Source organism: Pseudomonas sp. NY15364 (assembly GCF_048068235.1).
Classification (GTDB): Bacteria; Pseudomonadota; Gammaproteobacteria; order Pseudomonadales; family Pseudomonadaceae; genus Aquipseudomonas; species Aquipseudomonas mendocina_D.
Window position 1 is genome coordinate 101,928 of record NZ_JBLUPX010000002.1, and the last position, 20,486, is coordinate 122,413.

The following is a 20,486-nucleotide window of genomic DNA, read 5'->3' on the forward strand; positions in this document are numbered from 1 at the left end:
CCATGAGTGAGCAGAATCAGGGCATGGGCGCCAGCCCGTCCGACTGGCCGAAGGCGCTGTTCGCCGTCGCGCTGCTGTTTTCCATCTTTCAGATCGTCACCGCGGCCTTCCATCCGGTATCTACCCAGGTGCTGCGAGCGGTGCACGTCGGCTTCCTGCTGCTGCTGGTGTTCATCAGCATCCCGGCTTTCGGCGCCAAGCGCCCCTGGCAGCCGCTGGCTTGGCTGCTGGGCCTGGCCGGCATGGCCACGGCCATCTACCAGTGGTACTTCGAGGCGGACCTGATCCAGCGCTCCGGTGATATGACCACCAGCGACATGATCGTCGGCCTGACCCTGATCGTGCTGGTGTTCGAGGCCGCGCGGCGGGTCATGGGCATCGCCCTGCCGGTCATCTGTGCCTGCTTCCTTGCCTATGGTTTGCTCGGCCAGTACCTGCCGGGTGATCTGATGCATCGCGGCTACGGCCTCGACCAGATCGTCAACCAGCTGTCGTTCGGCACCGAAGGCCTGTACGGCACGCCGACCTACGTCTCGGCCACCTACATCTTCCTGTTCATCCTGTTCGGCGCTTTCCTCGAGCAGGCCGGGATGATCAAGCTGTTCACCGACTTCGCCATGGGCCTGTTCGGCCACAAGGTCGGCGGCCCGGCCAAGGTATCGGTCGTGTCCTCGGCACTGATGGGCACCATCACCGGTTCCGGCGTGGCCAACGTGGTCACCACCGGCCAGTTCACCATCCCGCTGATGAAGCGCTTCGGTTACCGTCCGGCCTTCGCCGGTGGTGTCGAGGCGACATCGTCGATGGGCAGCCAGATCATGCCGCCGATCATGGGCGCCGTGGCCTTCATCATGGCCGAGACCATCAACGTACCCTTCTTCGAGGTGGCCAAGGCCGCGCTGATCCCGGCGCTGCTGTACTTCGGCTCGGTGTTCTGGATGGTCCACCTGGAGGCCAAGCGCGCCAATCTACGCGGCCTGCCCAAGGATGAATGCCCGAACCCGTGGAAGGCCGTGCGCGAACGCTGGTTCCTGCTGATCCCGCTGTTCATCCTCATCTACCTGCTGTTCTCCGGCCGTACCCCACTGTTCTCCGGTACCGTCGGCCTGGCGCTGACCGCCATGGTCATCCTCGGCTCGGCGATCATTCTGCGGGTCTCGTCGAAGGCCATGCGCTTCGCCTTCTGGATCGCCCTGGGCGTGCTCTGCGCCGGCTTCTTCCAGCTTGGTATCGGCGTGGTGTTTGGCGTTATCGCCGCGCTGGTGGCAGTCTGCTGGTTCGTCAAGGGCGGTCGTGAAACCCTGACCCTGTGCCTGCACGCGCTGGTCGAAGGTGCGCGCCATGCCGTACCGGTGGGTATCGCCTGTGCCCTGGTCGGCGTGATCATCGGTGTGGTGTCGCTGACCGGGGTGGCGTCCACCTTCGCCGGCTACATCCTCGCCATCGGCCAGGACAACCTGTTCCTGTCGCTGGTGCTGACCATGCTCACCTGCCTGGTGCTGGGCATGGGTATCCCGACCATCCCCAACTACATCATCACCAGCTCGATTGCCGCGCCGGCCCTGCTGGAACTGGGCGTGCCGCTGATCGTCTCGCACATGTTCGTCTTCTACTTCGGCATCATGGCCGACCTCACGCCGCCGGTGGCGCTGGCCTGCTTCGCCGCCGCGCCGATTGCCAAGGAGCGTGGTCTGAAGATCAGCTTCTGGGCAGTGCGTATCGCCATCGCTGGCTTCGTCGTGCCGTTCATGGCGGTCTACTCGCCAGCGCTGATGTTGCAGGGCGACAGCCTGCTGGCGACTTTCTACGTGCTGTTCAAGGCGGCACTGGCCATCGGTATCTGGGGTGTGGTGTTCACCGGCTTCCTGCAGGCCAAGCTGACCTGGTGGGAGCGCATCCTGGGCCTGGCCGCTGGTGCCAGCCTGATTCTCGCCACCCCGATCAGTGACGAAATCGGCTTTGCCCTCAGTGCCATCTTCATCGCTCAGCACCTGTGGCGCGCTCGTCGTGCCGAGGCGGCGACGGCGTGATCGGCCTCTGCCTGGGGTTGGCCGGCGCGGTATGGGCAGAGTTGCCCACGTCGTCCTTCACCCTGGCCTGGACCCACACCATCGAGAAGGTGCGCTGGGAAGAGGATTACCGTGTCACCGCCGAGGGGCTGCTGCTCGGTGAGGCGCGGGTCAAGGGTTCCGGTGCCGGCATGGAGATTCCCGACGGCGCCGAACTGCGCAATGGCAGCTGGCACTACCAGCGTCAGCTACCGCCTTTGCAACCCCTGCGAGTCGGGCGTACGCCCGAAGCCGGGGATTACCAACTGTGTATTGACCAGCGTTGTCGCCCGATGAGCGACTGGCTCGGCCCGCCACAAGCGAGCCAGCCGGCGTTGGAACTCTGGAGCTGCGAGCTGAGCTCCCCCGCGGCTGACGCGGGTTAGGTCGATTATTCGACCCATGCTCCCGATGCCATAAGCGTTGGCTGAAAAGGAAGAGAACCCCCACATGGTGTGAGCCTGTGGGGGTTTTGTTCTTTATGCTGTCTAAGCTTTTTCAGACCATTGCACTGGAGCACCACCATGCGTCGTCACACTCGTTGCGCCTTGTTTCTCACCTTTGCTCTGGCCCCAGTACTGGCTAGCGCCGTAGAGCTGCAGCCCGGTGTCTGGGAGGTCAGCGCGCACAACATGCAAGTCGGCGGTCAGGCCATGCCGGGCATGGATCAGATCCTTGCGCAGATGCAGAACCTGCCGCCGGCGCAGCGCCAGATGATGGAAGGCATGATGGCCGAGCGCGGTGTGAAACTCGGGGCCGGTGGGGTGCAAATCTGCCTGACCGAAGAGCAGATCAAGTCGCAGGACATTCCCCTGCAGGATCCCAACTCTGGTTGTAACCAGCAGATCACCGAGCGCAGCGGCAACCTGTGGAAATTCCGCTTCACCTGCCCGGATGCGCAAGGCGAGGGGGAAACCCGCTTCGTCAGCGACAAGGAGTTCACCACCCAGGTCAAAGGCACTTACAACGGCCAGCCGAGCAGTATGGAGAGCCAAGCCCGCTGGATCGGGGCGGATTGTGGGGCGCTTAAGCGCTAATGCTCAAAGCCCGTGGCGCCGGCGGATTTCTCCCACCAACTCGGCCCGTTCTTCGAGAAATCGGTTGAACGCCTCGATCAGCTCGGGATGGTTGATGCTCGACAGGTAGTAGTGATCCTCCACATGCGGCAGCTCCGGGTCGAGCACCAGGCTGTCGGGCGCCATGCGCATCTGCCGGAGTTGGTGAGCCACGACCTTGGGGTTGAGGTAGACCGCGTCAACGCGGTCATTGGCGGCCATGCGCAGCAACGAGTCGATCTGGTTGGCCTGGATCAGGCGGATTTTTCCGGCGCGAATGTCCGCCAGGTAGGGCCAGGGCGTAAAGCCGTTTTGTGTGCCGAGCAGTTCGATGCGTTGCTGGCCCTGACCGAGGTAACGCGGCTTGACCAGCATGCCGTCGACATAAGGCGCTGCCGGGTGGCTGTAGTGGATGTCGTGGCCGGCTTTCTGGTCGGCATTCCATTGCGGGTGATCGGGGAACTTGAGGTCGACCCGGCCGGACAGGAAATCGCCGAGTAGCCGTCGGACCGGCAGCGGCGTGTAGACGAAGCGATAGCCATACTCGGCGGCGAAGGCGTCCAGCAGGTCGCGGGCGTAGCCGCGGTACTTACCGTTCTCCACGTCGGAATACGGTTGATAGGGCTGCAGTTCGACGCCGACGCGAATGTCCTCCTGCGCGGCGACGGGCAGGGCGATAAGGCAGAGCAGCAGGGCAAAGCACTTGGTCATGGCAGGCAGGGTCTCGCTGACAGCTAACAGCGGCTGGCACCCTAACCATAGCTGCGCCTTAGAGAATCGGCGAGATCAGCCTTGCTACGCGCATGCCCAGCTGTTGCAGGCGGTGCAGGTTGCGCCGGTCGGCGTTGACCAGCTCGCGCGAGCGGCTGAAGTCGTCCTCCAGCATGGCCGCTACCTGAGCATTGAAGCCCTCGTCGAAGGTGAGCAGGCTGACCTCGAAATTCAGGCGGAAGGAGCGGTTATCCAGGTTGGCGCTGCCCAGCATGCTGACATCGTGATCGATCAGCAAAGCTTTCTGGTGCAGGAAGCCCGGTTGGTAACGGAAGATGCGCACGCCGGCGCATAGCGCCTCGAAGGCGTAGAGGCTGGAGGCGGCATAGACAATGCGGTGATCGGGGCGTGACGGCAGCAGCAGACGCACGTCGACGCCGCGCATCACTGCCAGGCGCAGGGCGGCGAAAAGGGACTCGTCGGGTACGAAGTACGGGCTGCTCAGCCAGATCCGCTCGCGCGCCGCATGAATCGCCTCGACGAACAGCAGCGAGCAGGTCTCCTGCGGGTCGGCCGGGCCGCTGGCGACCACCTGGCAGAGCAGGCCGGGCTCATCCTGCTTGCTCGGCATCAGCAGCGGTGGCAAGCGTTTGCAGGCCCAGTACCAGTCTTCGGCGAAAGCTTCCTGCAGGCTGGCCACCACCGGGCCGCGCACCTCGATATGGGTGTCGCGCCAGGGCGCCAGCGGCGGCTTCTGCCCGAGGTATTCGATGCCGACGTTGAGCCCGCCGAGATAGCCGATCTCACCGTCGACCACGACGATCTTGCGGTGGTTGCGAAAATTCAGCTGAAAGCGATTGAGCAGCCCGGAGCGCGTGGGGAAGGCGTGTATCTGCACACCACCACGGCGCAGGCGGTCAATGAAGGCGGCGGATAACGAATGGCTGCCGACGCCGTCATACAGTACATGCACCTGTACGCCAGCGGCGGCGCGTTCCAGCAGTACGTCTTGCAGGCGCCGGCCGAGGCGGTCGTCGCGAATGATGAAGAACTGCAGCAGGATCACCTGCTGGGCGCCGGCCAGGGCATTGAAGATCGCCGTGAAGGTGGCCTCGCCATTGATCAGCAAGTCGACGCGGTTGCCGGTCAGGCCAGGCAGATGCGACAGGCGTGGCAGCGCGCGCAGGCGGTCGTAGGCGGGCGACAGGTGCGCGGCCTTGGCTTCCTCGACCCAGGGGCGCCAGTCCTGTTCGCCCATGGCGTGGTGCATTTCCTTGTCGGCCTGACGCCGCGCCTTGACGTAGGCATCGAAGCGGCTGCGGCCGAACACCAGGTACGGCAGCAGCGTCAGGTAGGGCATGAAGAACAGCGACAGCCCCCAGGCCAGCGCACCCTGGGCGGTGCGCACGGTGAGCACGGCGTGGATCGCGGCCAGTACGCCGAGGGCGTGAATGGTGGCGATCAGGTAGGCGAACAGATGGGGAATGCCGAAATCGGCAGGCATGCAGGCTCTTCCTTTCACAGGCTGTGTGTAACTGACTACGGCGGTTGCAGGGCGTTCTGCGTACATCCTGCCACGCTGTTTCCTGGTGTGGCAGTGCCGGGCAAATTGCCACCTTCAAGGGAATTATTCGGGACTCTCATGTGTCTGTGAGTCTGAGTGAGCGGAATTCATGTGTTACTCTTTCTGGTTCGACCCGTCTGTGGGTCGTCTTTAATTGGAGGAGGGCATCCGTCCTGTTCACGCTCGTCTAGCGAGTCAAACGCATCAAGGAGCACGCCACGTATGGGAAACGTCCCTTCGCATGACACGACCCCGCCATCCGCAGCGGAAACCCACGAAGGCATCCCGGCACCGTCCGGTGAGGCCAATCTGATCGACACCGATTACGTCATCGGTCAGGACAACATCAAAGGGCAGTTCGTCTTCGCCCTCGACATCCACGGCAAGGTCTTCACCATCTCCGCGCTGGTCGCGGTGATCTTCGTGATCCTCGCCCTGGCTCTGCAGAACCAGATCGAACCGCTGTTCAGCGGTGTGCGCGACTGGCTCACCCATCACATGGCCTGGTTCTTCATCGGTGCCGCGAATGTCTTCGTCCTGCTCTGTCTCGGCCTGATCCTCTCGCCGCTGGGCAAGGTGCGCATCGGAGGCAAGGACGCGACGCCCGACTACACCTACATGGGCTGGTTCTCCATGCTGTTCGCCGCCGGTATGGGCATCGGCCTGATGTTCTACGGCGTGTCCGAGCCCATGTCGCACTACAGCGCGGCGATGGGTGGTATCACCGTCGGTGAGGATGGCGTGCGTACCGACTGGGCTCCGCTTGGCGGCGCTGCCGGCAACGCAGAAGAAGCCGTGCGTCTGGGCATGGCTGCGACCATCTTCCACTGGGGTCTGCACCCCTGGGCGATCTACGCCATCGTCGCCCTGGCGCTGGCGCTGTTCTCGTTCAACAAGGGCCTGCCGCTGTCGATCCGCTCGATCTTCTACCCGATTCTCGGTGAGCGCGTCTGGGGTTGGCCGGGGCATATCGTCGACATTCTCGCGGTGTTCGCCACCCTGTTCGGCCTGGTCACCTCGCTGGGGCTGGGTGCGGAGCAGGCGGCTGCGGGTGTGGAGTACCTGTTCGGTATCCCGGCGACGGACACCACCAAGGTGCTGCTGATCGTCGCCATCACCCTGATCGCGCTGGCTTCGGTGGTCGCCGGCCTCGACAAGGGGGTCAAGCGCTTGTCGGAGATCAACATGGGCCTGGCCATGGCCCTGTTGTTGTTCATCATCATCGCTGGGCCGACCCTGGTGATCTTCAGCGACTTCTTCAAGAACCTCGGCGCCTACCTGCAGTACCTGCCGGCGCTGGCCAACCCGATCGGCCGTGAGGACGTCAACTTCAGCCAGGGCTGGACCGCCTTCTACTGGGCCTGGTGGATCAGCTGGTCGCCGTTCGTCGGTATGTTCATCGCACGGGTCAGCCGTGGTCGCAGCGTGCGTGAGTTCCTCGTCGCCGTGCTGCTGGTGCCGTCGCTGGTGTCGGTACTGTGGATGACTGCCTTCGGTGGTACCGCCATCAACCAGCTGCTGGTCGATGGTTTCACCGGTGCGCAGGAAGCCGGCCTGGAACTGAAGCTGTTCAGCATGCTCGGTGAAATGCCGCTGACCGGTATCACCTCGTTCATCGGCATCGTGCTGGTGGTGGTGTTCTTCATCACCTCGTCGGACTCGGGCTCCCTGGTGATCGACACCATCACCGCTGGCGGCAAGGTTAACGCACCGGTACCGCAGCGCGTGTTCTGGGCCAGCATCGAAGGCGTGATCGCCATCGCCCTGCTGCTCGGCGGCGGTCTGGTGGCGCTGCAGGCCATGGCTGTGTCGACGGGCCTGCCGTTCACCATCGTGCTGCTGGTGGGCTGTATTTCCATCGTCAAAGGCTTGATGAGCGAGCCGCGTTAGGGATGTTCTGAAAAAGCTATTTATCGTCACTCCCGCGCAGGCGGGAGCCCAGATGATTCGTAGGTTCTGGATGCCCGCCTGCGCGGGCATGACGGCTTTTTCAGTGTTTACGCAGCTCGTTCCCCTCTCCCATTGATTGATGGGAGAGGGGCTGGGCGAGAGGGCGCTTTCAACGCCGCATCATCGCCCACGGCCACAAACAAAAACGCCGCGAATCTGTCAGGGTCCGCGGCGTTTTCGTATCTGGCGGTCGTGTATCAGCACTCGATGATATTTACCGCCAGGCCGCCACGGGCGGTTTCCTTGTACTTGGTCAGCATGTCTGCGCCGGTCTCGCGCATGGTCTTGATCACCTTGTCCAGGCTCACGTAGTGCGAGCCGTCGCCGTACAGCGCCATGCGCGCGGCGTTGATGGCCTTCACCGAGGCGATGGCGTTGCGCTCGATGCAGGGGATCTGCACCAGGCCGCCGACCGGGTCGCAGGTCAGGCCCAGGTGGTGCTCCATGCCGATTTCCGCCGCGTTCTCGACCTGCTCCGGGGTGCCGCCCAGAACAGCACACAGCGCACCGGCCGCCATCGAACAGGCCACGCCGACTTCACCCTGGCAACCGACTTCGGCGCCGCTGATCGAGGCGTTTTCCTTGTACAGGATGCCGATGGCGCCTGCGGTCAGCAGGAAATCGATGATGCCGCGCTCGCTGGCGCCGGAAATGGCGTTGGCGTAGTAGTGCAGCACGGCCGGGATGATGCCGGCGGCGCCGTTGGTTGGAGCTGTCACCACGCGGCCACCGGCGGCATTCTCCTCGTTCACCGCCAGGGCCCAGAGGTTGACCCAGTCGAGCATGCGCAGCGGGTCTTCCAGGTAGCTGCGCTGGAAGCCGCCCAGCTTGCGCGCCAGGATCGCGGCACGGCGACGTACCTTGAAGCCGCCCGGCAGAATGCCCTCGGTGCGGCAACCACGGTCGACGCAGGCCTGCATCACCTTCCAGATTTCCAGCAGGCCGGCATCGGTCTCTTCGTCGCTGCGCCAGTGACGTTCGTTGCGGCGCATCACCTCGGCAATGCCGATGCCGTTCTCGCGCGCCAGGCGCAGCAGGTCGGCACCACTGGTGAACGGCAGCGGCAGGCTGGTGGCATCCGGGGCGATGACCTTGTGCTTGGAGCCGTCGGCGAGGATCGCCTCGCTGACCACGAAGCCACCACCCACCGAGTAATAGGTGGCCTCGTGCACCTGAATGCCGGCGGCATCGAAGGCGGCGAAGCGCAGGCCGTTGGCATGCAGCGGCAGGGCCTTGCGGAACATCTTCAGGTCGGCCTTCTCGTCGAAGGCGACGGCGTGCTTGCCGGCCAGGACGATGCGCTTGTCGCGGCGGATGGTCTCGATGTAGCCCGGCACCTGGTCCACGTCGACGGTATCCGGCTCGTAACCGCTGAGGCCGAGCAGTACCGCCTTGTCACTGCCGTGGCCCTTGCCGGTGGCGCCCAGCGAGCCGTACAGCTCGGCGGCGACGCGGGTCACCTGCGGCATGTGATCGTGGTTTTCCAGCGCGTGAGTGAACAGCGCGGCCGCCCGCATCGGGCCGACGGTGTGGGAGCTGGAGGGGCCGATACCGACTTTGAACAGGTCGAAAACGCTGATAGCCATGGCGAGATTCTTCTTCTGTGGGCACGTCTGAAAACCCGGTTTTCAGCGATGCCATCATGTGGGTGAACCACGCGCCCGGTTCAGCGCGTGTGGATATCTCTATCTAAGGCCGGCCATATCATTATGTATACTGATTTATTTTTAACCTATTCGTTAGCGACCCTTAACTATTGAGATCGCGTCATGGACATCACCCGCCTGCGCACCCTGCGTGAACTGGCCCGTTGCCGCACCATGGCCGCCGCTGCCGAGTCGCTGCACCTGACACCTTCGGCGGTTTCGCAGCAGGTGTCCCAGCTCGAACGCGAAGCGGACATGGCGCTGATCGAACGGCGCGGGCGCGGCGTGGTGCTGACCCCGGCCGGCGAGCGCCTGGTGGCGCATGCCGAACGCATTCTCATGGTGCTCGACGAAGCGCGCTCGGAGCTGGCGCTGCTGCGCGGCGAAATCGCCGGTGAGCTACGGGTGGCGGCTTTCCCCTCGATTGCCGTGGCGGTGATCGCCGAAACCGTGCGCGCGTTGCGCAGCGCCTACCCTCGGCTGAACGTGGTGGTATTGGAGCTGGAACCGCAGGAAAGCCTCAGCGCCCTCGGCGCCTGGCAGATCGACGTGGCGGTGATCGACGACCTGGCCGTGCAGCCCGACGAGAACCGCGAGAACTACGCGCTGATTCCTCTGACCCAGGACCAGCTGCACGTGCTGCTGCCCATCGACCATGCCCTGGCCAGGCGCGACAGCCTGACCATCGCCGAGCTGCGCGACGAAGCCTGGGCGCTGGACTCCACCGGCAGCTCGTTCGGCGAATTCATCACCAACCTGTGTCGCCGCTCGGGCTACGCGCCGCGCATCAATGCCCACTGCGCCGGCTTCGAGATGGTCGCGGCCATGGTCGCCTCGGGCAACTCCATCTCCATCGTCTCCGGCCTGCGCCTGGTGCGAACGCTACCCGGCGTCACCGCCGTGCCGCTGCTGCCGGCTATCCAGCGCGGTGTGTTCCTCGCCTACCGCAAGGGTGAGCGCGATCACCCGGCGGTTAACGTGTTTCTCGACGAGGCGGTTTATACGGCGGACAAGGTGCTGGGTTAGCCCGTTCGTGTGGGAGGGGCTTTAGCCGCGATGCTCTTGGCTTTTCGATGGGGCCGACGCACATCGTGGGCATCATCCGTTTATCCGACTTTTACTCAGCGGGCGTGACGAGCTCTTGAGCAGCTTCAGCCTCCAACTTCGCCCTGTCAGCTTTGCTGATGTACTTGGGTTTATTGCTTTTAGGCGCGAGCTTGGCATTGGCCTTCTTGGCGTGAGCTTCGAGCAGTTGTTTGATCTTTTTGCGGCGGTTCATGGGCCTGTGCTTGTGTTGTTCTGATTCGAGAGTACCCACGCGTTGTGCGGGTAGCCGGGGTTCAGCTCCATAGAGCGCTGATCAGTGTACGCCCCGGATAGTGCGTCGCCACCTGCGCCTGTAGCAGCTCGCCACAGGCCAACGCATCGGTCAGCGCATGGTGCGCCGAGTACAGCGGCAGGCCGTAGCGCAGGCGGCTGTCGGCCAGGCGGATGGAAACGGGTTCGCGGCCGCGCAGGCGGTCCCACCAGCTTACGGTGCGCTTGGGGTGCAGGCGCGCTTCCAGTTCCATGGTGTCGATGATGGGGAAGATCAGCCCTTCGCCCAGGTGCTGGCGCACGGCCTGGTCGAGGAAGCTGCGCTCGATATTGCGGTAGTGCGCCACCACCACCTTGCCGGCCAGGGCTTCGAGCAGTTCGTCGAGCACGCTGGCCAGGCGTGGGGCGTGGCGGATGTCGCTGTGGGTGATGTGGTGGAAGGTGACTGATTCGGCACTCAACTCGCTGGTGGGTTTGACCACCCAATAACGGGCTTCTGCGCAGCGGATGCGTTGCAGGCTCAGTGGCACCAGGCCAAGGCTGACGATGGCGTGCTTACGCTGGTCGAGGCCGGTGGTTTCCACGTCCAGCGCCACCAGCGGGACATCCTCCAGCGGCGTATCAGCCGCGACGCAGCCGGCGCCGTAGAAGGCGCGCAGGCGCGGGTCGCGGCTGCTTTCGGCGAGGCTGGCGAACAGTTGCGGCCAGTCCTGGGCTGCGCGCTCGCTCATCGCGGGCGGCTCGCTGGCTGTGCCGGGTAGCGAAAGCGCAGGAATTTCTGCGCGTTGCTGATCACCTGGAAGGCTTCCTTGAGGTGCTGGCGTTCGCTGGCGCTGAACTGCTCCGGCTCGATGTAGTTGCTCGGCGCGTTGCCGGCCTCGACTTCGCGGGCCTGGTGGCGTACACGCACCAGGCTGAGGAACTCGAAGGCGTAGCGCAGGTGCTCCAGCGCTTCCTTGGGCAGCAGCTTGGTGGCGGCGAGGGCATCGAGGCGATCCAGCGAGTTCTGCGCCTTGGAGCCACAGGCCAGGGCGTGCACGCGGATCAGGTCGGTGAGTGGCGCGGTGCCGCGGCCCTTGAGGTTGATGATGTTGCGGTGGCGGCCGTCGGTTTCCATCACGAAGGTGCGGAAGAAGCCCAGCGGCGGTGTGCGGTTGAGCGCGTTACGCGCCAGCGCGGCGAGGAAGGCGGGACTGGCGCTGGCCTTCTGTGCCAGCAGATCCTTGAGGTTCTCCACCAGTTCGGTTTCGCCGTAGAGGCCGTCGAGGTCAAAGAAGATGCTGGCGTTGAGCAGGGTTTCCGGGTTGGGCCGCTCGATCCATTCGCTGAAGTACTGCCGCCAGACCTTCAGTGGCTGCCGCCACTTGGGGTTGGTGGCCATGATGCCGCCCTTGCAGTAGCTGTAGCCGCAGGCGGCCAGGCCGTCGCTGACGAACTGCGCTAGTTCGGCGAAGTAGGCGTCGTGTTCGTCGGCATCGAAGCTATCGTCGAGCACCAGGGCGTTGTCCTGGTCGGTGAGCAGCAGTTGCTCGTCGCGGGCCATGGAGCCTGCGACCATGAAGCAGTAGGGCACTGGCGGCGGGCCGAGCTTCTGTTCGGCCAACTCCAGCAGGCGCTGGCTGAAGGCGCGGCCGATGCCGCTCATGGCGCTGCCGACCATGTGTGCGCTGGCGTCGTCGGCGACCATCCGTACGAAGGTGGCGTGCAGGTCCGGCAGCAGGCTCTTGAGCCCCTCCACCGAGGTCTTGTTGAAGATGCCGTTGACCAGATACAGGCTGCTGCGCGACTCGTAGCGGATGATGTCGGCCAACGCCACCACGCCCACCGGGCGGCGGCGATGCAGCACCGGCAGGTGGTGGATGTTGTTGCGCAGCATGCACAGCATGGCCTCGAACACCGAGTCGTCGGCCTGCAGGGTGATCGGGTTGGGCGTCATGATCTGGCTGACCGGCGTATCGCTGGCTAGGCCGGCGGCGACCACGCGGGTGCGCAGGTCGCGGTCGGTGAGGATGCCGGCCATCACCTGGTTCTGCTGCTCGGCCACATCTACCTGGTTCGGGTCGGGCCAGCGCGTGCCGGGGTCGACGACGATCACCGAGGACACGCTGTGTTCGGTCATTACCTGCGCCACCTGCTGGATCGGCGTATCCAGCGGCACGCTGATCGCACTGCGCGAGATCAGCTTGCGCACCTTGATCTTCATCAGCTCGCTGGCCTTGCCGTGGCTGTCTTCCAGGGCGGACTTGAGGCGCGACTGGCCTTCGGCCTCGACGAAGTCGGCGAAGCTGTCGAACTGCTCGCAGAGCTGATGGAACAGCGTGCCGGGGATGAAGTAGATCAGGCTGTCTTCGATCGCGGTGGCGCCCAGGCGCACCTTGTTGCCGCGCAACAGCCCGGCCTGGCCGAAGATGTCACCCTCGCTGAGGCGGTTGTGCAGTTCGCCGCCACGCCGGTGGATTTCCACCGCGCCGCTGCGCACGTAATGCAGTTCATGGATCGGCGCACCGACGGCGAGGATTTCACTGCCGGCCTTGAAGTAACCCACTTGCACCTGACGGGCGATCTCGTCGAGAGTCTGCTCCGGCAGGTTGTCGAAGGGGGCGAAGCGATTCAGGTGGTCGCGGATCTCGATCAGCTCGATCTGCATGCGTGCCTCGCTGGCTGGCTGGCACTACAGGATACGGGCTGCCACGATGTCAGTGCAAAGCGGGCGGCCACGGACCAAACAAGGAGAGGTTATGCAGGTTTCAGGATTTTGGTGGTTGGCGGGCGCGCTGCTGGTGCTCGGCGGCGCCGTGGTTTTCTACTACAACCGCCTGGTGTTCAACCGCCACCGCGTGGCGGAAGCCGCCAGCGGCATCGATGTGCAGCTCAAGCGCCGCTCCAGCCTGATTCCGGCGCTGGTGGAATGTGTGCGCCAATACATGGGCTACGAGCAGAGCACGCTGGAGGCGTTGGTGCAGGAGCGCATACGCGCGGTGCAACTGGCGGATTCGCCGCTGGCCCAACGTGCGCCGGTAGAGACGCTGCTCAGTCATCAGCTACGCCAGCTGTTTGTGCTGGTCGAGGATTATCCGGAGCTCAAGGCTGACAGCCAGTTTCGTGAGCTGCAGGGCAACATCAGCGAGGTCGAGAACCATATCCAGATGGCTCGGCGTTACTACAACGGCGCGGTGCGTGAGCTGAACGTACTGGTCGAGTCGGTGCCGAGCAATCTGGTGGCCCGGCTGTTCGCTTTTACCCAGGCCGAATATTTCACCCTGGATGACCCGCGTGAAGGCCAGTCGCCGAAGATGGAGTTCTGAGCATGCAAGGATGGCTGCGTGGTCTGTTGCTTAGCTGTTTTCTGCTGCCGGGCCTAGTGTTGGCGCAGGAGGCCATCGAGGATTTTGCCGTCATCCTGCAGGTCGAGGCCGACGGCAATCTGCTGGTCACCGAACGGATTACCGTACGCGCCGAGGGTCAGGATATTCGTCGTGGCATCTACCGCGATCTGCCGGTCAGTTATGCGCTGCCGATGGGACTGGAGCAGAGTAGCCCGATCACCCTGCTGGGCGTGACTCGCGATGGCCGGCCCGAGTCGGTGCGCAGCGAGCGCAATGGTGCCTGGGTGCGCTTCTACCTAGGCTCATCGAACATTCTGCTTGAGCCGGGACGCTATCACTACGAGCTGCGCTATCGGGTCGGGCGCGCCCTGCTGCATCACGCCGACACGGACGAGCTGTACTGGAACGTCACCGGCAACGGCTGGCTATTCCCCATCCGCCAGGCCTCGGTGGAGCTGCGCCTGCCAGCGGGGGCGCGCATCGGCCAGTTTGCTGCGTATACCGGAGCCCAGGGCGATCAGGGCCAGGACTTCCAGATTGTCGAACGGCGCGATGACTACCTGCGCCTGGCCACCACCGAGACGCTGCCGGCCTATCACGGCCTGACCGTGGCCGTGGACTGGCAGGCAGGGCTGGTACCGCGGCCTGGCCTGCTGCAAAACGCCAGTCGCGCCGTGCTGGATAACCTGGGCGTGGGCATCGGTGCCGTGTTGCTGATAGGCCTGCTGCTGTTCTACCTGCGTGCTTGGAACCGTGTCGGTCGCGACCCGCGCAAGGGCGTGATCATCCCGCTGTTCGAGGGGCCGCAGGGTGTGAGCGCGGTGCAGGCGGGCTATCTCTGGCATCGCGGGTTGCGCGGCGCTTTCGGCGAGGCACGGGCCTTCAGCGTGTGGCTCACCGACATGGCCATCCGCAAGCATCTGCATATCGAGGACAAGCCGCACGGCAGCGTCTTCAGCCTGGCCCGCGACCAGGGCGCTGGCAGTGACATGAGCGAGCTGGATCGCGACCTGCGCAAACGTCTGTTTCCGGCCAACAAGATTGGTATTGCTCTGATCATCGGCACTCAGTACGAGCCCCGTCTGGCGGATGCGGTGGCCGGGCTGAGCAGCCAGCTTGGCGAGCAGGGCAAGGCCTGGTTTGCCAACAACCGCGGCATCTGGGCTTTGGGGTTGGTGTGGGCCGCATTGGCATGTGCCGCAACGGTGCTCTTGAGTGGCCAGGGCGAAGATGAGTGGGCCACAGGTCTGGCCGGACTGGTGTTCAGCCTGGGCTTTGGCGTGCCGGCACTGGTCGTGTTCAACATGGCCCGCCATCAGCCCGGCTTCGGTAAGCAGATGGGGCTGTATCTGGTCGCGCTGATGTTCGGCTGGCCAGTGCCGGTAGGGCTGATGATGATTGCCGCGTCGGTGTCGGTGCCGGCGTTGCTGCTGGTCGTCGCCTATGTCGTGTTGGTGCTGGTGTTCTATTTCCTGTTGCCGGCACCAACCCTGGAAGGGCGGCGCCTGCTCGACGCGTTGGAAGGCTATCGCGATTACCTGCAACTGGCCGAGCGTGACGCCTTGGCCCTGGCAGGCGACGCCCCGGCGATGAGCATCGCGCTGTACGAGCGCCATCTGCCTTTCGCCATGGCCTTGGGCGTGGAAGACAAATGGAGCGCGCGTTTCAGCGAGGCTCTGGCTAGCGGCCTGATCGACCCGGCGCAGCGCGACTATCAGCCGAGCTGGTATCACAGTCGCAGCAGCTACAGCTCGCCACAGGCGCTTAGCGGTGCGCTGGCTGCCGGCCTTGCCAGCGCCACGGCTTTGGCATCGTCGCCGCCATCGAGCAGTTCTTCGGGCGGCGGTGGGTCGTCCGGTGGCGGCTCCTCGGGTGGAGGAGGTGGCGGCGGCGGTGGTGGCGGCTGGTAGGTCATAGCTGGAGGCTAATTGTTCAACTCCAGTTCCAACGGCTCTCTGCCACCGCGTCGTGGGCGTGCAGGCTTTCTGCGTGGACGACCTTGAGGCAGAAGCCGCTGGCCTGCGGCAATTGGCGCAGGGCGCGGTGCAGGCGGCGTGCGGCGTCTTCGCAGAACATCAGGTTCTGCCCGTTGGCGAGGGCGAAGGCCTGTTCGTCTGCACGCTTCACCGCGGTCTGTACCGGCGTGCCGAGGGCCTGCTCGGCACTGTCGATCAACTCCAGTACGGGCAGTTCGACGCAGCCTGGTGCCAGGCGCAGTTGCAGGGTCGCCGTACTGCGCTGGCTGTGCGGGGTGGCGACGATGCCCTGGGTCGAGCCGAGCCAGTCGAGCACGCTGGAGTAATCCACCTGCTGGTCGGGAAAGTCCCAGGCGAAGCGTTGCTGGATCAGCTGCCGTGCCAGCGCTGCCGAGCAAGGGCAGGTGGACGAGTAGCTGACCTCGACCTGCAATTCGATGTCCACGCCCCGGCCGTCCTGCCGGGCGCGCAGTTCGAAGGGGTAGCCCTTCCAACCGTTCAACGGGCTGACCAGCGCCGGACGCTTGAGTAGCACCTCGCCGCGCAGGGTCAGGGTGGCGCTATCGGACAGTGCCTGATGGCTGCTCAGGCAGTCGTCCAGCACCTGCAGCACTGCCGGCACGTTCAATGGCTGATGCACCAGGCGCTGCGCCGCCAGGTACAGGCGCGACATGTGGATGCCACGTGCACCGGCATCATCGAGGCTCACGCCGATGTCGACGCTGGCGGTCACGGCCGCGCTGGCCAGGCGAATGGGCAGGGCGATACCGGCCATGCCGACCCAGTCCAGTGGCAGGTCGTGGTGGGTGGCTTGAGCGGCAATATCCGGCAGGGGCTGGTCGTTCATCGCAAATCCGTGAGTTGCTTTCAGAATTAAATGTTATGTTATAACAATTAAAACAAGCCAGCCGATTTCCCATGACCCTGACCGCGACCACCGAGGCCGTACTGCTGGCGCAGCCAGCGGATGACTACATGAACGACGCCCAGCAGCAGTTCTTTCGCGAGCTGCTGCTGACACAGCGAGCCGAGTTGCAGGCGCGCATCGAGGAGGAATTCACCGAGCTGCGCCAACCCGAGATCAGCAGCGATGTCGCCTCAACCGACGAACCCATCGGCCTCAAGCGCCTGCTGCTGCGCCCGACCGCGACCCTGTGCATCGAAGCCAAGGAGCGCTAGGAGCAGCGCGAAAAACATCAGCGTGACCGTGACTGAACGAGGAACACCCCCATGAATCAGCGTCTACCCGTTACCGTGCTGTCCGGCTTTCTTGGTGCCGGCAAGAGCACCCTGCTCAACCATGTGTTGAAGAACCGCGAAGGCCTCAAAGTCGCGGTGATCGTCAACGACATGAGCGAAATCAATATCGACGGTGCCACCGTCCAGCAAGACGTCAGCCTCAACCGCGCCGAAGAGAAGCTGGTGGAGATGAGCAACGGCTGCATCTGCTGCACCCTGCGTGAAGACCTGCTCGAAGAGGTGGCCCGCCTGGCCAGCGACGGTCGTTTCGACTACCTGCTGATCGAGTCCACCGGCATCAGCGAACCGCTGCCGGTGGCCGAGACCTTCACCTTTCGTGACGAGCAGGGCCGCAGCTTGTCCGACCTGGCGCGGCTCGATACCATGGTCACGGTGGTCGACGGAGTGAACTTCCTGCGCGACTTCCATGAGGCAGACAGCCTGGCCAGCCGTGGCGAAACCCTGGGCGAGGAGGACGAACGCTCTATCACCGATCTGCTGATCGAGCAGGTGGAGTTCGCCGACGTCATCCTGATCAGCAAGATCGACCTGATCAGCCAGGCCGAGCGCGAGGAGCTGATGGCCATCCTGCGCGGCCTCAACACCCACGCCGACATCCAGGCTATGAGCATGGGTCAGATCGCCCTGAACAAGATCCTCGATACCGGCCGCTTCGACTTCGACCGCGCCTCGCAGGCACCGGGCTGGCTCAAGGAGCTGCGCGGCGAGCACGTGCCGGAAACCGAGGAATACGGCATCGCCTCCAGTGCTTACCGCGCGCGCCGGCCATTCCATCCGCAGCGCTTCTTCGATTTCCTCTCTCAGGAATGGCGCAACGGTCGTCTGCTGCGCTCCAAGGGCTTTTTCTGGCTGGCCAGCAAATACCAGGAGGCCGGCAGTTGGTCGCAGGCTGGCGGGCTGATGCGCCACGGCCTGGCCGGGCGCTGGTGGCGCCTCGTGCCCAAGCAGCACTGGCCGCAGGATGAGGAAGGTCTGCAGACGATCATGAAGCACTGGAGCGCCGAGGTCGGTGATTGCCGCCAGGAGCTGGTGTTCATTGGCCAGAACATCGACTTCCCGCGACTGGTGCGTGAGCTGGACGACTGCCTGCTGAACGATGAGGAAATGGCCGGTGGCCCTGAGGCCTGGCGCCTGCTCGCTGACCCCTTCGGTGCCTGGCAGCAGGAGGCCGCCTGATGTTCGCCCTGCAGTTGCCGAACGTGTCCCGGCAGGTGCTGGGCGAGGACATCCAGGTGCTTGGTGAGGTGCTGCATGACGGCGTCAACCTGGCCGTCTGGCAGCGCCGCCTGCCGGCGCAGATCGCCGACTTCGCCGAGACGCTGCTGGTGCAAGGTGAGCCGCTGGCGCAGTCCATGACCCTGGAGCTGCCGCGCGCGGACAGCGAGCCAAATCTCGATGGCCTGGTGGCGCAGTACGCCGATCTGCCGGGTCAGGCGGCCTTTCTCGCCGACGTGGCCTGGCTGGTGCGGGCCTATGCCTGCCTGCTCGACGCCCAGCGCATCGGCCTGCGCCTGCGCGCTCTGGACAAGGCCATGTGCCCGCGTTTTCACGTCGACCACGTGCCGCTGAGGCTGATCACCAGCTACGCCGGTGTCGGCAGCGACTGGCTGGAGGAGGGCGCGATGCCGCGCAGCAAGCTCGGTCAGCCGGACGCAGAGCCGCAGGACGAGGCATTGATCCAGCGTCTCGACGCCGGCCATGTGGCGCTGGCCAAGGGTGAGAAATGGCACGGCAACGAGGGGCGCGGGTTGATCCACCGTTCGCCGCAGCCGCCGGTGGGTGAGCGACGCTTGTTATTGACCCTGGATTGGTTGGCCTGAGCGTGCTCGTTCCGTAGGGTGCGCCGTGCGCACCGCGAACACCGAGGCATTTGCTGGTGCGCACAGCCTAGGCGGCCCCGCGACACCCTACGGATAGGGGCAAGCTCTTAAAAAATAGGCCGGAGCGACTGCCCCGGCCTTAAGCACCAAGAGATCATGTCGACGCGTGACTCGACATGAGGGTTACGTGAGGTACCCGAAGCCATTAAGCGCTTTATTGGTGACGCTTTGATGTCAGGATCATTGCGTTTCCTCGTAGGGCGGGTGCAACCCGCCCTTCCCACCCAGGCGGGGTGCCCCCCCCCTACGCTACTCAGACTCACGTGGCTCGGCGTTGCGCAGGTGATTGCAGGTACTCAGGGCTTGATCCAATGGCCCTGATACTGCGTCTTGCAGGCGGGTTCCAGGTACAACGCGTCGCTGGCCACGCCGTAGTAGTGGATATCCTGCAGGTACATACCGCTGCCGGCGCGTGCGTTCTGGCAGACGCCGTGGGCACCCTTGGGGCACTGCTCGACGAACTCCACCTCGACCGTCTGGCCTTGCAGTTGCGGCTGGCAGAAACCGTCGCGGAACAGCGTGGTGGGGATGTTGCGATTTTCCTGGCAGACCTTCACGTCCAGGCGTTCGGCCTGGCTGTGCACCACGCAGGCTTCGGCTAGGGCCAGGCCCGGCAGCAGGGAAAACAGCAACAGCCATGCACGCATCATTTCGACTCCCGAAAAACTGCCGGCGAATCTAACATGCTGTTTCTTTGCAGTCTGTGCTGGCACTTGTCTGGCGAACCACCGAACATAAATTCATGCTCAGTCAAATCCCTACCCACCTCATTGCCGGCCCGCTTGGTGCCGGCAAGACCACGCTTATCCGTCACCTGCTGGCGCAGAAACCGGCGGGCGAGCGTTGGGCTGTGTTGATCAACGAATTCGGCCAGATCGGTCTGGACGCCGCCTTGCTCGAGCAAGGCGACGATGGCATCGCCATGGCCGAAGTGGCCGGTGGTTGCCTGTGCTGTGTCAATGGCGCGCCATTTCAGGTCGGCCTCGGGCGCCTGCTGCGCAAGGCCAGGCCTGATCGCCTACTGATCGAACCGTCCGGCCTAGGGCATCCGGTGCAGTTGCTGGCACAGTTGCGGCAGCCGCCCTGGATAGGCGTTTTGGCCGTGCAACCGGCACTGATGGTGCTGGACGCCGCTGCGCTGGCTGCTGGCCAAGCGCTGCCCGATGTGCAGCGTCAGGCGCTGGATGATGCGGGTCTGCTGCTGTTGAACAAGAGCGAGTCTCTGGACGAGGCGAGCCGGGCGCGAATTGCCGCGAGCCTGCCGCCCGTGCCGCTGTACTGGACCGCGCAGGGCCGGCTCGACCTGGCCTTGCTGCCGGGCCTGGCGGCGCGCGCTTCGCCCATCGAGGCGAGTGCCGAGTTACCCACAGCTGCGGTGGGCCTGGCGCAGATCTGGCGCAATGTCGCGGAGCCGATCTGCCAGGTGCAGGATCAGGCAGAGGGCTGGAGTATCGGCTGGCGCTGGCACCCCAGCCAGCGTTTCGATCTCGCGCAGGTGAGCCAGTGGTTGCATGGTATGGATTGGCGCAGGGCCAAGGCCGTGCTGCACGGCGGCGAAGGCTGGCACTCGTTGAATGCATTGCAGGGGCAAGCGCTACAGGTCTGGACCCCGAGTGAATGGCGCAAGGACTCGCGGCTGGAATTGATCTTCGATCAGGCGCAGCACGCCAAAACGCTAAGCGCTTCGTTCGCTGCGTGCCGAATCCCGGCGGTGGGCTGATAAACTCGCCGCGCTCTCGTCTCTGTGGATAAC

At 64.4% G+C, this 20,486-nt stretch carries 19 protein-coding genes; 11 read left to right on the forward strand and 8 right to left on the reverse strand.

Annotated features, from left to right (window positions below; genetic code table 11):
* Positions 1-2: 2 nt before the first annotated feature.
* The 3 genes from ACNFCJ_RS02815 to ACNFCJ_RS02825 all read left to right on the forward strand — a co-directional run bounded on the left by ACNFCJ_RS02815 (position 3) and on the right by ACNFCJ_RS02825 (position 3,085).
* The gene (locus ACNFCJ_RS02815; protein WP_416769703.1) at positions 3-2,030 is read left to right on the forward strand and encodes a TRAP transporter permease; all 2,028 of its coding nucleotides are present in this window, start codon (positions 3-5) and stop codon (positions 2,028-2,030) included.
* On the forward strand, positions 2,027-2,434 hold the full coding sequence (locus ACNFCJ_RS02820; RefSeq protein WP_416769704.1) for a DUF1850 domain-containing protein: 408 nt from the start codon (positions 2,027-2,029) through the stop codon (positions 2,432-2,434). The genes ACNFCJ_RS02815 and ACNFCJ_RS02820 overlap by 4 nt, the downstream gene beginning before the upstream one ends.
* Before the next feature lie 138 nt (positions 2,435-2,572).
* Positions 2,573-3,085, forward strand: a complete 513-nt coding sequence (locus ACNFCJ_RS02825) for a DUF3617 domain-containing protein (RefSeq protein ID WP_416769705.1) — start codon at positions 2,573-2,575, stop codon at positions 3,083-3,085.
* A 3-nt stretch (positions 3,086-3,088) separates the two neighbouring features.
* Here ACNFCJ_RS02825 and ACNFCJ_RS02830 read toward each other — a convergent pair whose 3' ends face one another.
* Both ACNFCJ_RS02830 and cls read right to left on the reverse strand, forming a co-directional pair.
* Entirely contained in the window at positions 3,089-3,814 is a 726-nt protein-coding gene (locus ACNFCJ_RS02830; protein WP_416769706.1) for a substrate-binding periplasmic protein, read from the reverse strand.
* Positions 3,815-3,872: 58 nt separating this feature from the next.
* On the reverse strand, positions 3,873-5,318 hold the full coding sequence (gene cls, locus ACNFCJ_RS02835; RefSeq protein ID WP_416769707.1) for a cardiolipin synthase: 1,446 nt from the start codon (positions 5,316-5,318) through the stop codon (positions 3,873-3,875).
* A gap of 282 nt (positions 5,319-5,600) precedes the next feature.
* Between cls and ACNFCJ_RS02840 the strand changes: the two genes are divergently transcribed.
* Positions 5,601-7,268: a BCCT family transporter gene (locus tag ACNFCJ_RS02840; protein ID WP_416769708.1), complete on the forward strand. Its 1,668-nt coding sequence runs from the start codon at positions 5,601-5,603 to the stop codon at positions 7,266-7,268.
* A gap of 257 nt (positions 7,269-7,525) precedes the next feature.
* On the opposite strand, the gene ACNFCJ_RS02845 is transcribed toward ACNFCJ_RS02840, so the two are convergent.
* Positions 7,526-8,914, reverse strand: coding sequence for an L-serine ammonia-lyase (locus ACNFCJ_RS02845; protein ID WP_416769710.1), 1,389 nt, complete (start codon positions 8,912-8,914; stop codon positions 7,526-7,528).
* Positions 8,915-9,097: 183 nt separating this feature from the next.
* Here ACNFCJ_RS02845 and ACNFCJ_RS02850 point away from each other — a divergent pair, with 183 nt between their 5' ends.
* Positions 9,098-10,000, forward strand: coding sequence for a LysR family transcriptional regulator (locus ACNFCJ_RS02850; RefSeq protein WP_099525121.1), 903 nt, complete (start codon positions 9,098-9,100; stop codon positions 9,998-10,000).
* A 91-nt stretch (positions 10,001-10,091) separates the two neighbouring features.
* On the opposite strand, the gene ACNFCJ_RS02855 is transcribed toward ACNFCJ_RS02850, so the two are convergent.
* The 3 genes from ACNFCJ_RS02855 to ACNFCJ_RS02865 all read right to left on the reverse strand — a co-directional run bounded on the left by ACNFCJ_RS02855 (position 10,092) and on the right by ACNFCJ_RS02865 (position 12,938).
* The gene (locus tag ACNFCJ_RS02855; RefSeq protein WP_003464802.1) at positions 10,092-10,253 is read right to left on the reverse strand and encodes a DUF2986 domain-containing protein; all 162 of its coding nucleotides are present in this window, start codon (positions 10,251-10,253) and stop codon (positions 10,092-10,094) included.
* A 61-nt stretch (positions 10,254-10,314) separates the two neighbouring features.
* Positions 10,315-11,022, reverse strand: a complete 708-nt coding sequence (locus tag ACNFCJ_RS02860; RefSeq protein ID WP_416769712.1) for a 3'-5' exonuclease — start codon at positions 11,020-11,022, stop codon at positions 10,315-10,317.
* Positions 11,019-12,938, reverse strand: a complete 1,920-nt coding sequence (locus ACNFCJ_RS02865; protein WP_416769714.1) for a DUF294 nucleotidyltransferase-like domain-containing protein — start codon at positions 12,936-12,938, stop codon at positions 11,019-11,021. The genes ACNFCJ_RS02860 and ACNFCJ_RS02865 overlap by 4 nt, the downstream gene beginning before the upstream one ends.
* Positions 12,939-13,029: 91 nt before the next feature.
* On the opposite strand from ACNFCJ_RS02865, the gene ACNFCJ_RS02870 reads away from it, so the two are divergent.
* Both ACNFCJ_RS02870 and ACNFCJ_RS02875 read left to right on the forward strand, forming a co-directional pair.
* Positions 13,030-13,596, forward strand: coding sequence for a LemA family protein (locus ACNFCJ_RS02870; protein ID WP_179574931.1), 567 nt, complete (start codon positions 13,030-13,032; stop codon positions 13,594-13,596).
* A gap of 2 nt (positions 13,597-13,598) precedes the next feature.
* Entirely contained in the window at positions 13,599-15,527 is a 1,929-nt protein-coding gene (locus ACNFCJ_RS02875; RefSeq protein WP_416769717.1) for a DUF2207 domain-containing protein, read from the forward strand.
* 22 nt (positions 15,528-15,549) lie between these two features.
* Here the strand turns inward: ACNFCJ_RS02875 and folE2 are convergent, their stop codons facing one another.
* Positions 15,550-16,440: a GTP cyclohydrolase FolE2 gene (gene folE2, locus ACNFCJ_RS02880; protein WP_416769719.1), complete on the reverse strand. Its 891-nt coding sequence runs from the start codon at positions 16,438-16,440 to the stop codon at positions 15,550-15,552.
* A gap of 71 nt (positions 16,441-16,511) precedes the next feature.
* On the opposite strand from folE2, the gene ACNFCJ_RS02885 reads away from it, so the two are divergent.
* Genes ACNFCJ_RS02885 through ACNFCJ_RS02895 form a run of 3 tightly spaced genes read left to right on the forward strand, consistent with a single transcriptional unit; the run spans position 16,512 to position 18,673 of the window.
* Positions 16,512-16,772: a TraR/DksA C4-type zinc finger protein gene (locus ACNFCJ_RS02885; RefSeq protein WP_416769721.1), complete on the forward strand. Its 261-nt coding sequence runs from the start codon at positions 16,512-16,514 to the stop codon at positions 16,770-16,772.
* A gap of 51 nt (positions 16,773-16,823) precedes the next feature.
* Positions 16,824-18,029 carry a zinc metallochaperone GTPase ZigA gene (gene zigA, locus ACNFCJ_RS02890; protein WP_416769723.1) on the forward strand — a complete coding sequence of 402 codons (1,206 nt, stop codon included), beginning with the start codon at positions 16,824-16,826 and terminating at the stop codon, positions 18,027-18,029.
* Positions 18,029-18,673 (forward strand): DUF1826 domain-containing protein, encoded by a 645-nt coding sequence (locus ACNFCJ_RS02895; protein WP_416769725.1) that lies wholly within the window; start codon positions 18,029-18,031, stop codon positions 18,671-18,673. Before zigA ends, ACNFCJ_RS02895 begins: the two co-directional genes overlap by 1 nt.
* Positions 18,674-19,029: 356 nt before the next feature.
* Here the strand turns inward: ACNFCJ_RS02895 and ACNFCJ_RS02900 are convergent, their stop codons facing one another.
* Entirely contained in the window at positions 19,030-19,380 is a 351-nt protein-coding gene (locus tag ACNFCJ_RS02900; RefSeq protein ID WP_416769825.1) for an NADH:ubiquinone oxidoreductase, read from the reverse strand.
* 95 nt (positions 19,381-19,475) lie between these two features.
* Here ACNFCJ_RS02900 and ACNFCJ_RS02905 point away from each other — a divergent pair, with 95 nt between their 5' ends.
* Positions 19,476-20,453, forward strand: coding sequence for a CobW family GTP-binding protein (locus ACNFCJ_RS02905; RefSeq protein ID WP_416769727.1), 978 nt, complete (start codon positions 19,476-19,478; stop codon positions 20,451-20,453).
* Positions 20,454-20,486: the final 33 nt, after the last annotated feature.

Coding starts and splice junctions, on each gene's coding strand:
- ACNFCJ_RS02815 (WP_416769703.1), top strand. CDS start 3: ATGAGTGAGCAGAATCAGGGCATGGGCGCCAGCCCGTCCGACTGGCCG.
- ACNFCJ_RS02825 (WP_416769705.1), top strand. CDS start 2,573: ATGCGTCGTCACACTCGTTGCGCCTTGTTTCTCACCTTTGCTCTGGCC.
- ACNFCJ_RS02830 (WP_416769706.1), bottom strand. CDS start 3,814: ATGACCAAGTGCTTTGCCCTGCTGCTCTGCCTTATCGCCCTGCCCGTC.
- cls (WP_416769707.1), bottom strand. CDS start 5,318: ATGCCTGCCGATTTCGGCATTCCCCATCTGTTCGCCTACCTGATCGCC.
- ACNFCJ_RS02840 (WP_416769708.1), top strand. CDS start 5,601: ATGGGAAACGTCCCTTCGCATGACACGACCCCGCCATCCGCAGCGGAA.
- ACNFCJ_RS02845 (WP_416769710.1), bottom strand. CDS start 8,914: ATGGCTATCAGCGTTTTCGACCTGTTCAAAGTCGGTATCGGCCCCTCC.
- ACNFCJ_RS02850 (WP_099525121.1), top strand. CDS start 9,098: ATGGACATCACCCGCCTGCGCACCCTGCGTGAACTGGCCCGTTGCCGC.
- ACNFCJ_RS02855 (WP_003464802.1), bottom strand. CDS start 10,253: ATGAACCGCCGCAAAAAGATCAAACAACTGCTCGAAGCTCACGCCAAG.
- ACNFCJ_RS02860 (WP_416769712.1), bottom strand. CDS start 11,022: ATGAGCGAGCGCGCAGCCCAGGACTGGCCGCAACTGTTCGCCAGCCTC.
- ACNFCJ_RS02865 (WP_416769714.1), bottom strand. CDS start 12,938: ATGCAGATCGAGCTGATCGAGATCCGCGACCACCTGAATCGCTTCGCC.
- ACNFCJ_RS02870 (WP_179574931.1), top strand. CDS start 13,030: ATGCAGGTTTCAGGATTTTGGTGGTTGGCGGGCGCGCTGCTGGTGCTC.
- ACNFCJ_RS02875 (WP_416769717.1), top strand. CDS start 13,599: ATGCAAGGATGGCTGCGTGGTCTGTTGCTTAGCTGTTTTCTGCTGCCG.
- folE2 (WP_416769719.1), bottom strand. CDS start 16,440: ATGAACGACCAGCCCCTGCCGGATATTGCCGCTCAAGCCACCCACCAC.
- ACNFCJ_RS02885 (WP_416769721.1), top strand. CDS start 16,512: ATGACCCTGACCGCGACCACCGAGGCCGTACTGCTGGCGCAGCCAGCG.
- zigA (WP_416769723.1), top strand. CDS start 16,824: ATGAATCAGCGTCTACCCGTTACCGTGCTGTCCGGCTTTCTTGGTGCC.
- ACNFCJ_RS02895 (WP_416769725.1), top strand. CDS start 18,029: ATGTTCGCCCTGCAGTTGCCGAACGTGTCCCGGCAGGTGCTGGGCGAG.
- ACNFCJ_RS02900 (WP_416769825.1), bottom strand. CDS start 19,380: ATGCGTGCATGGCTGTTGCTGTTTTCCCTGCTGCCGGGCCTGGCCCTA.
- ACNFCJ_RS02905 (WP_416769727.1), top strand. CDS start 19,476: ATGCTCAGTCAAATCCCTACCCACCTCATTGCCGGCCCGCTTGGTGCC.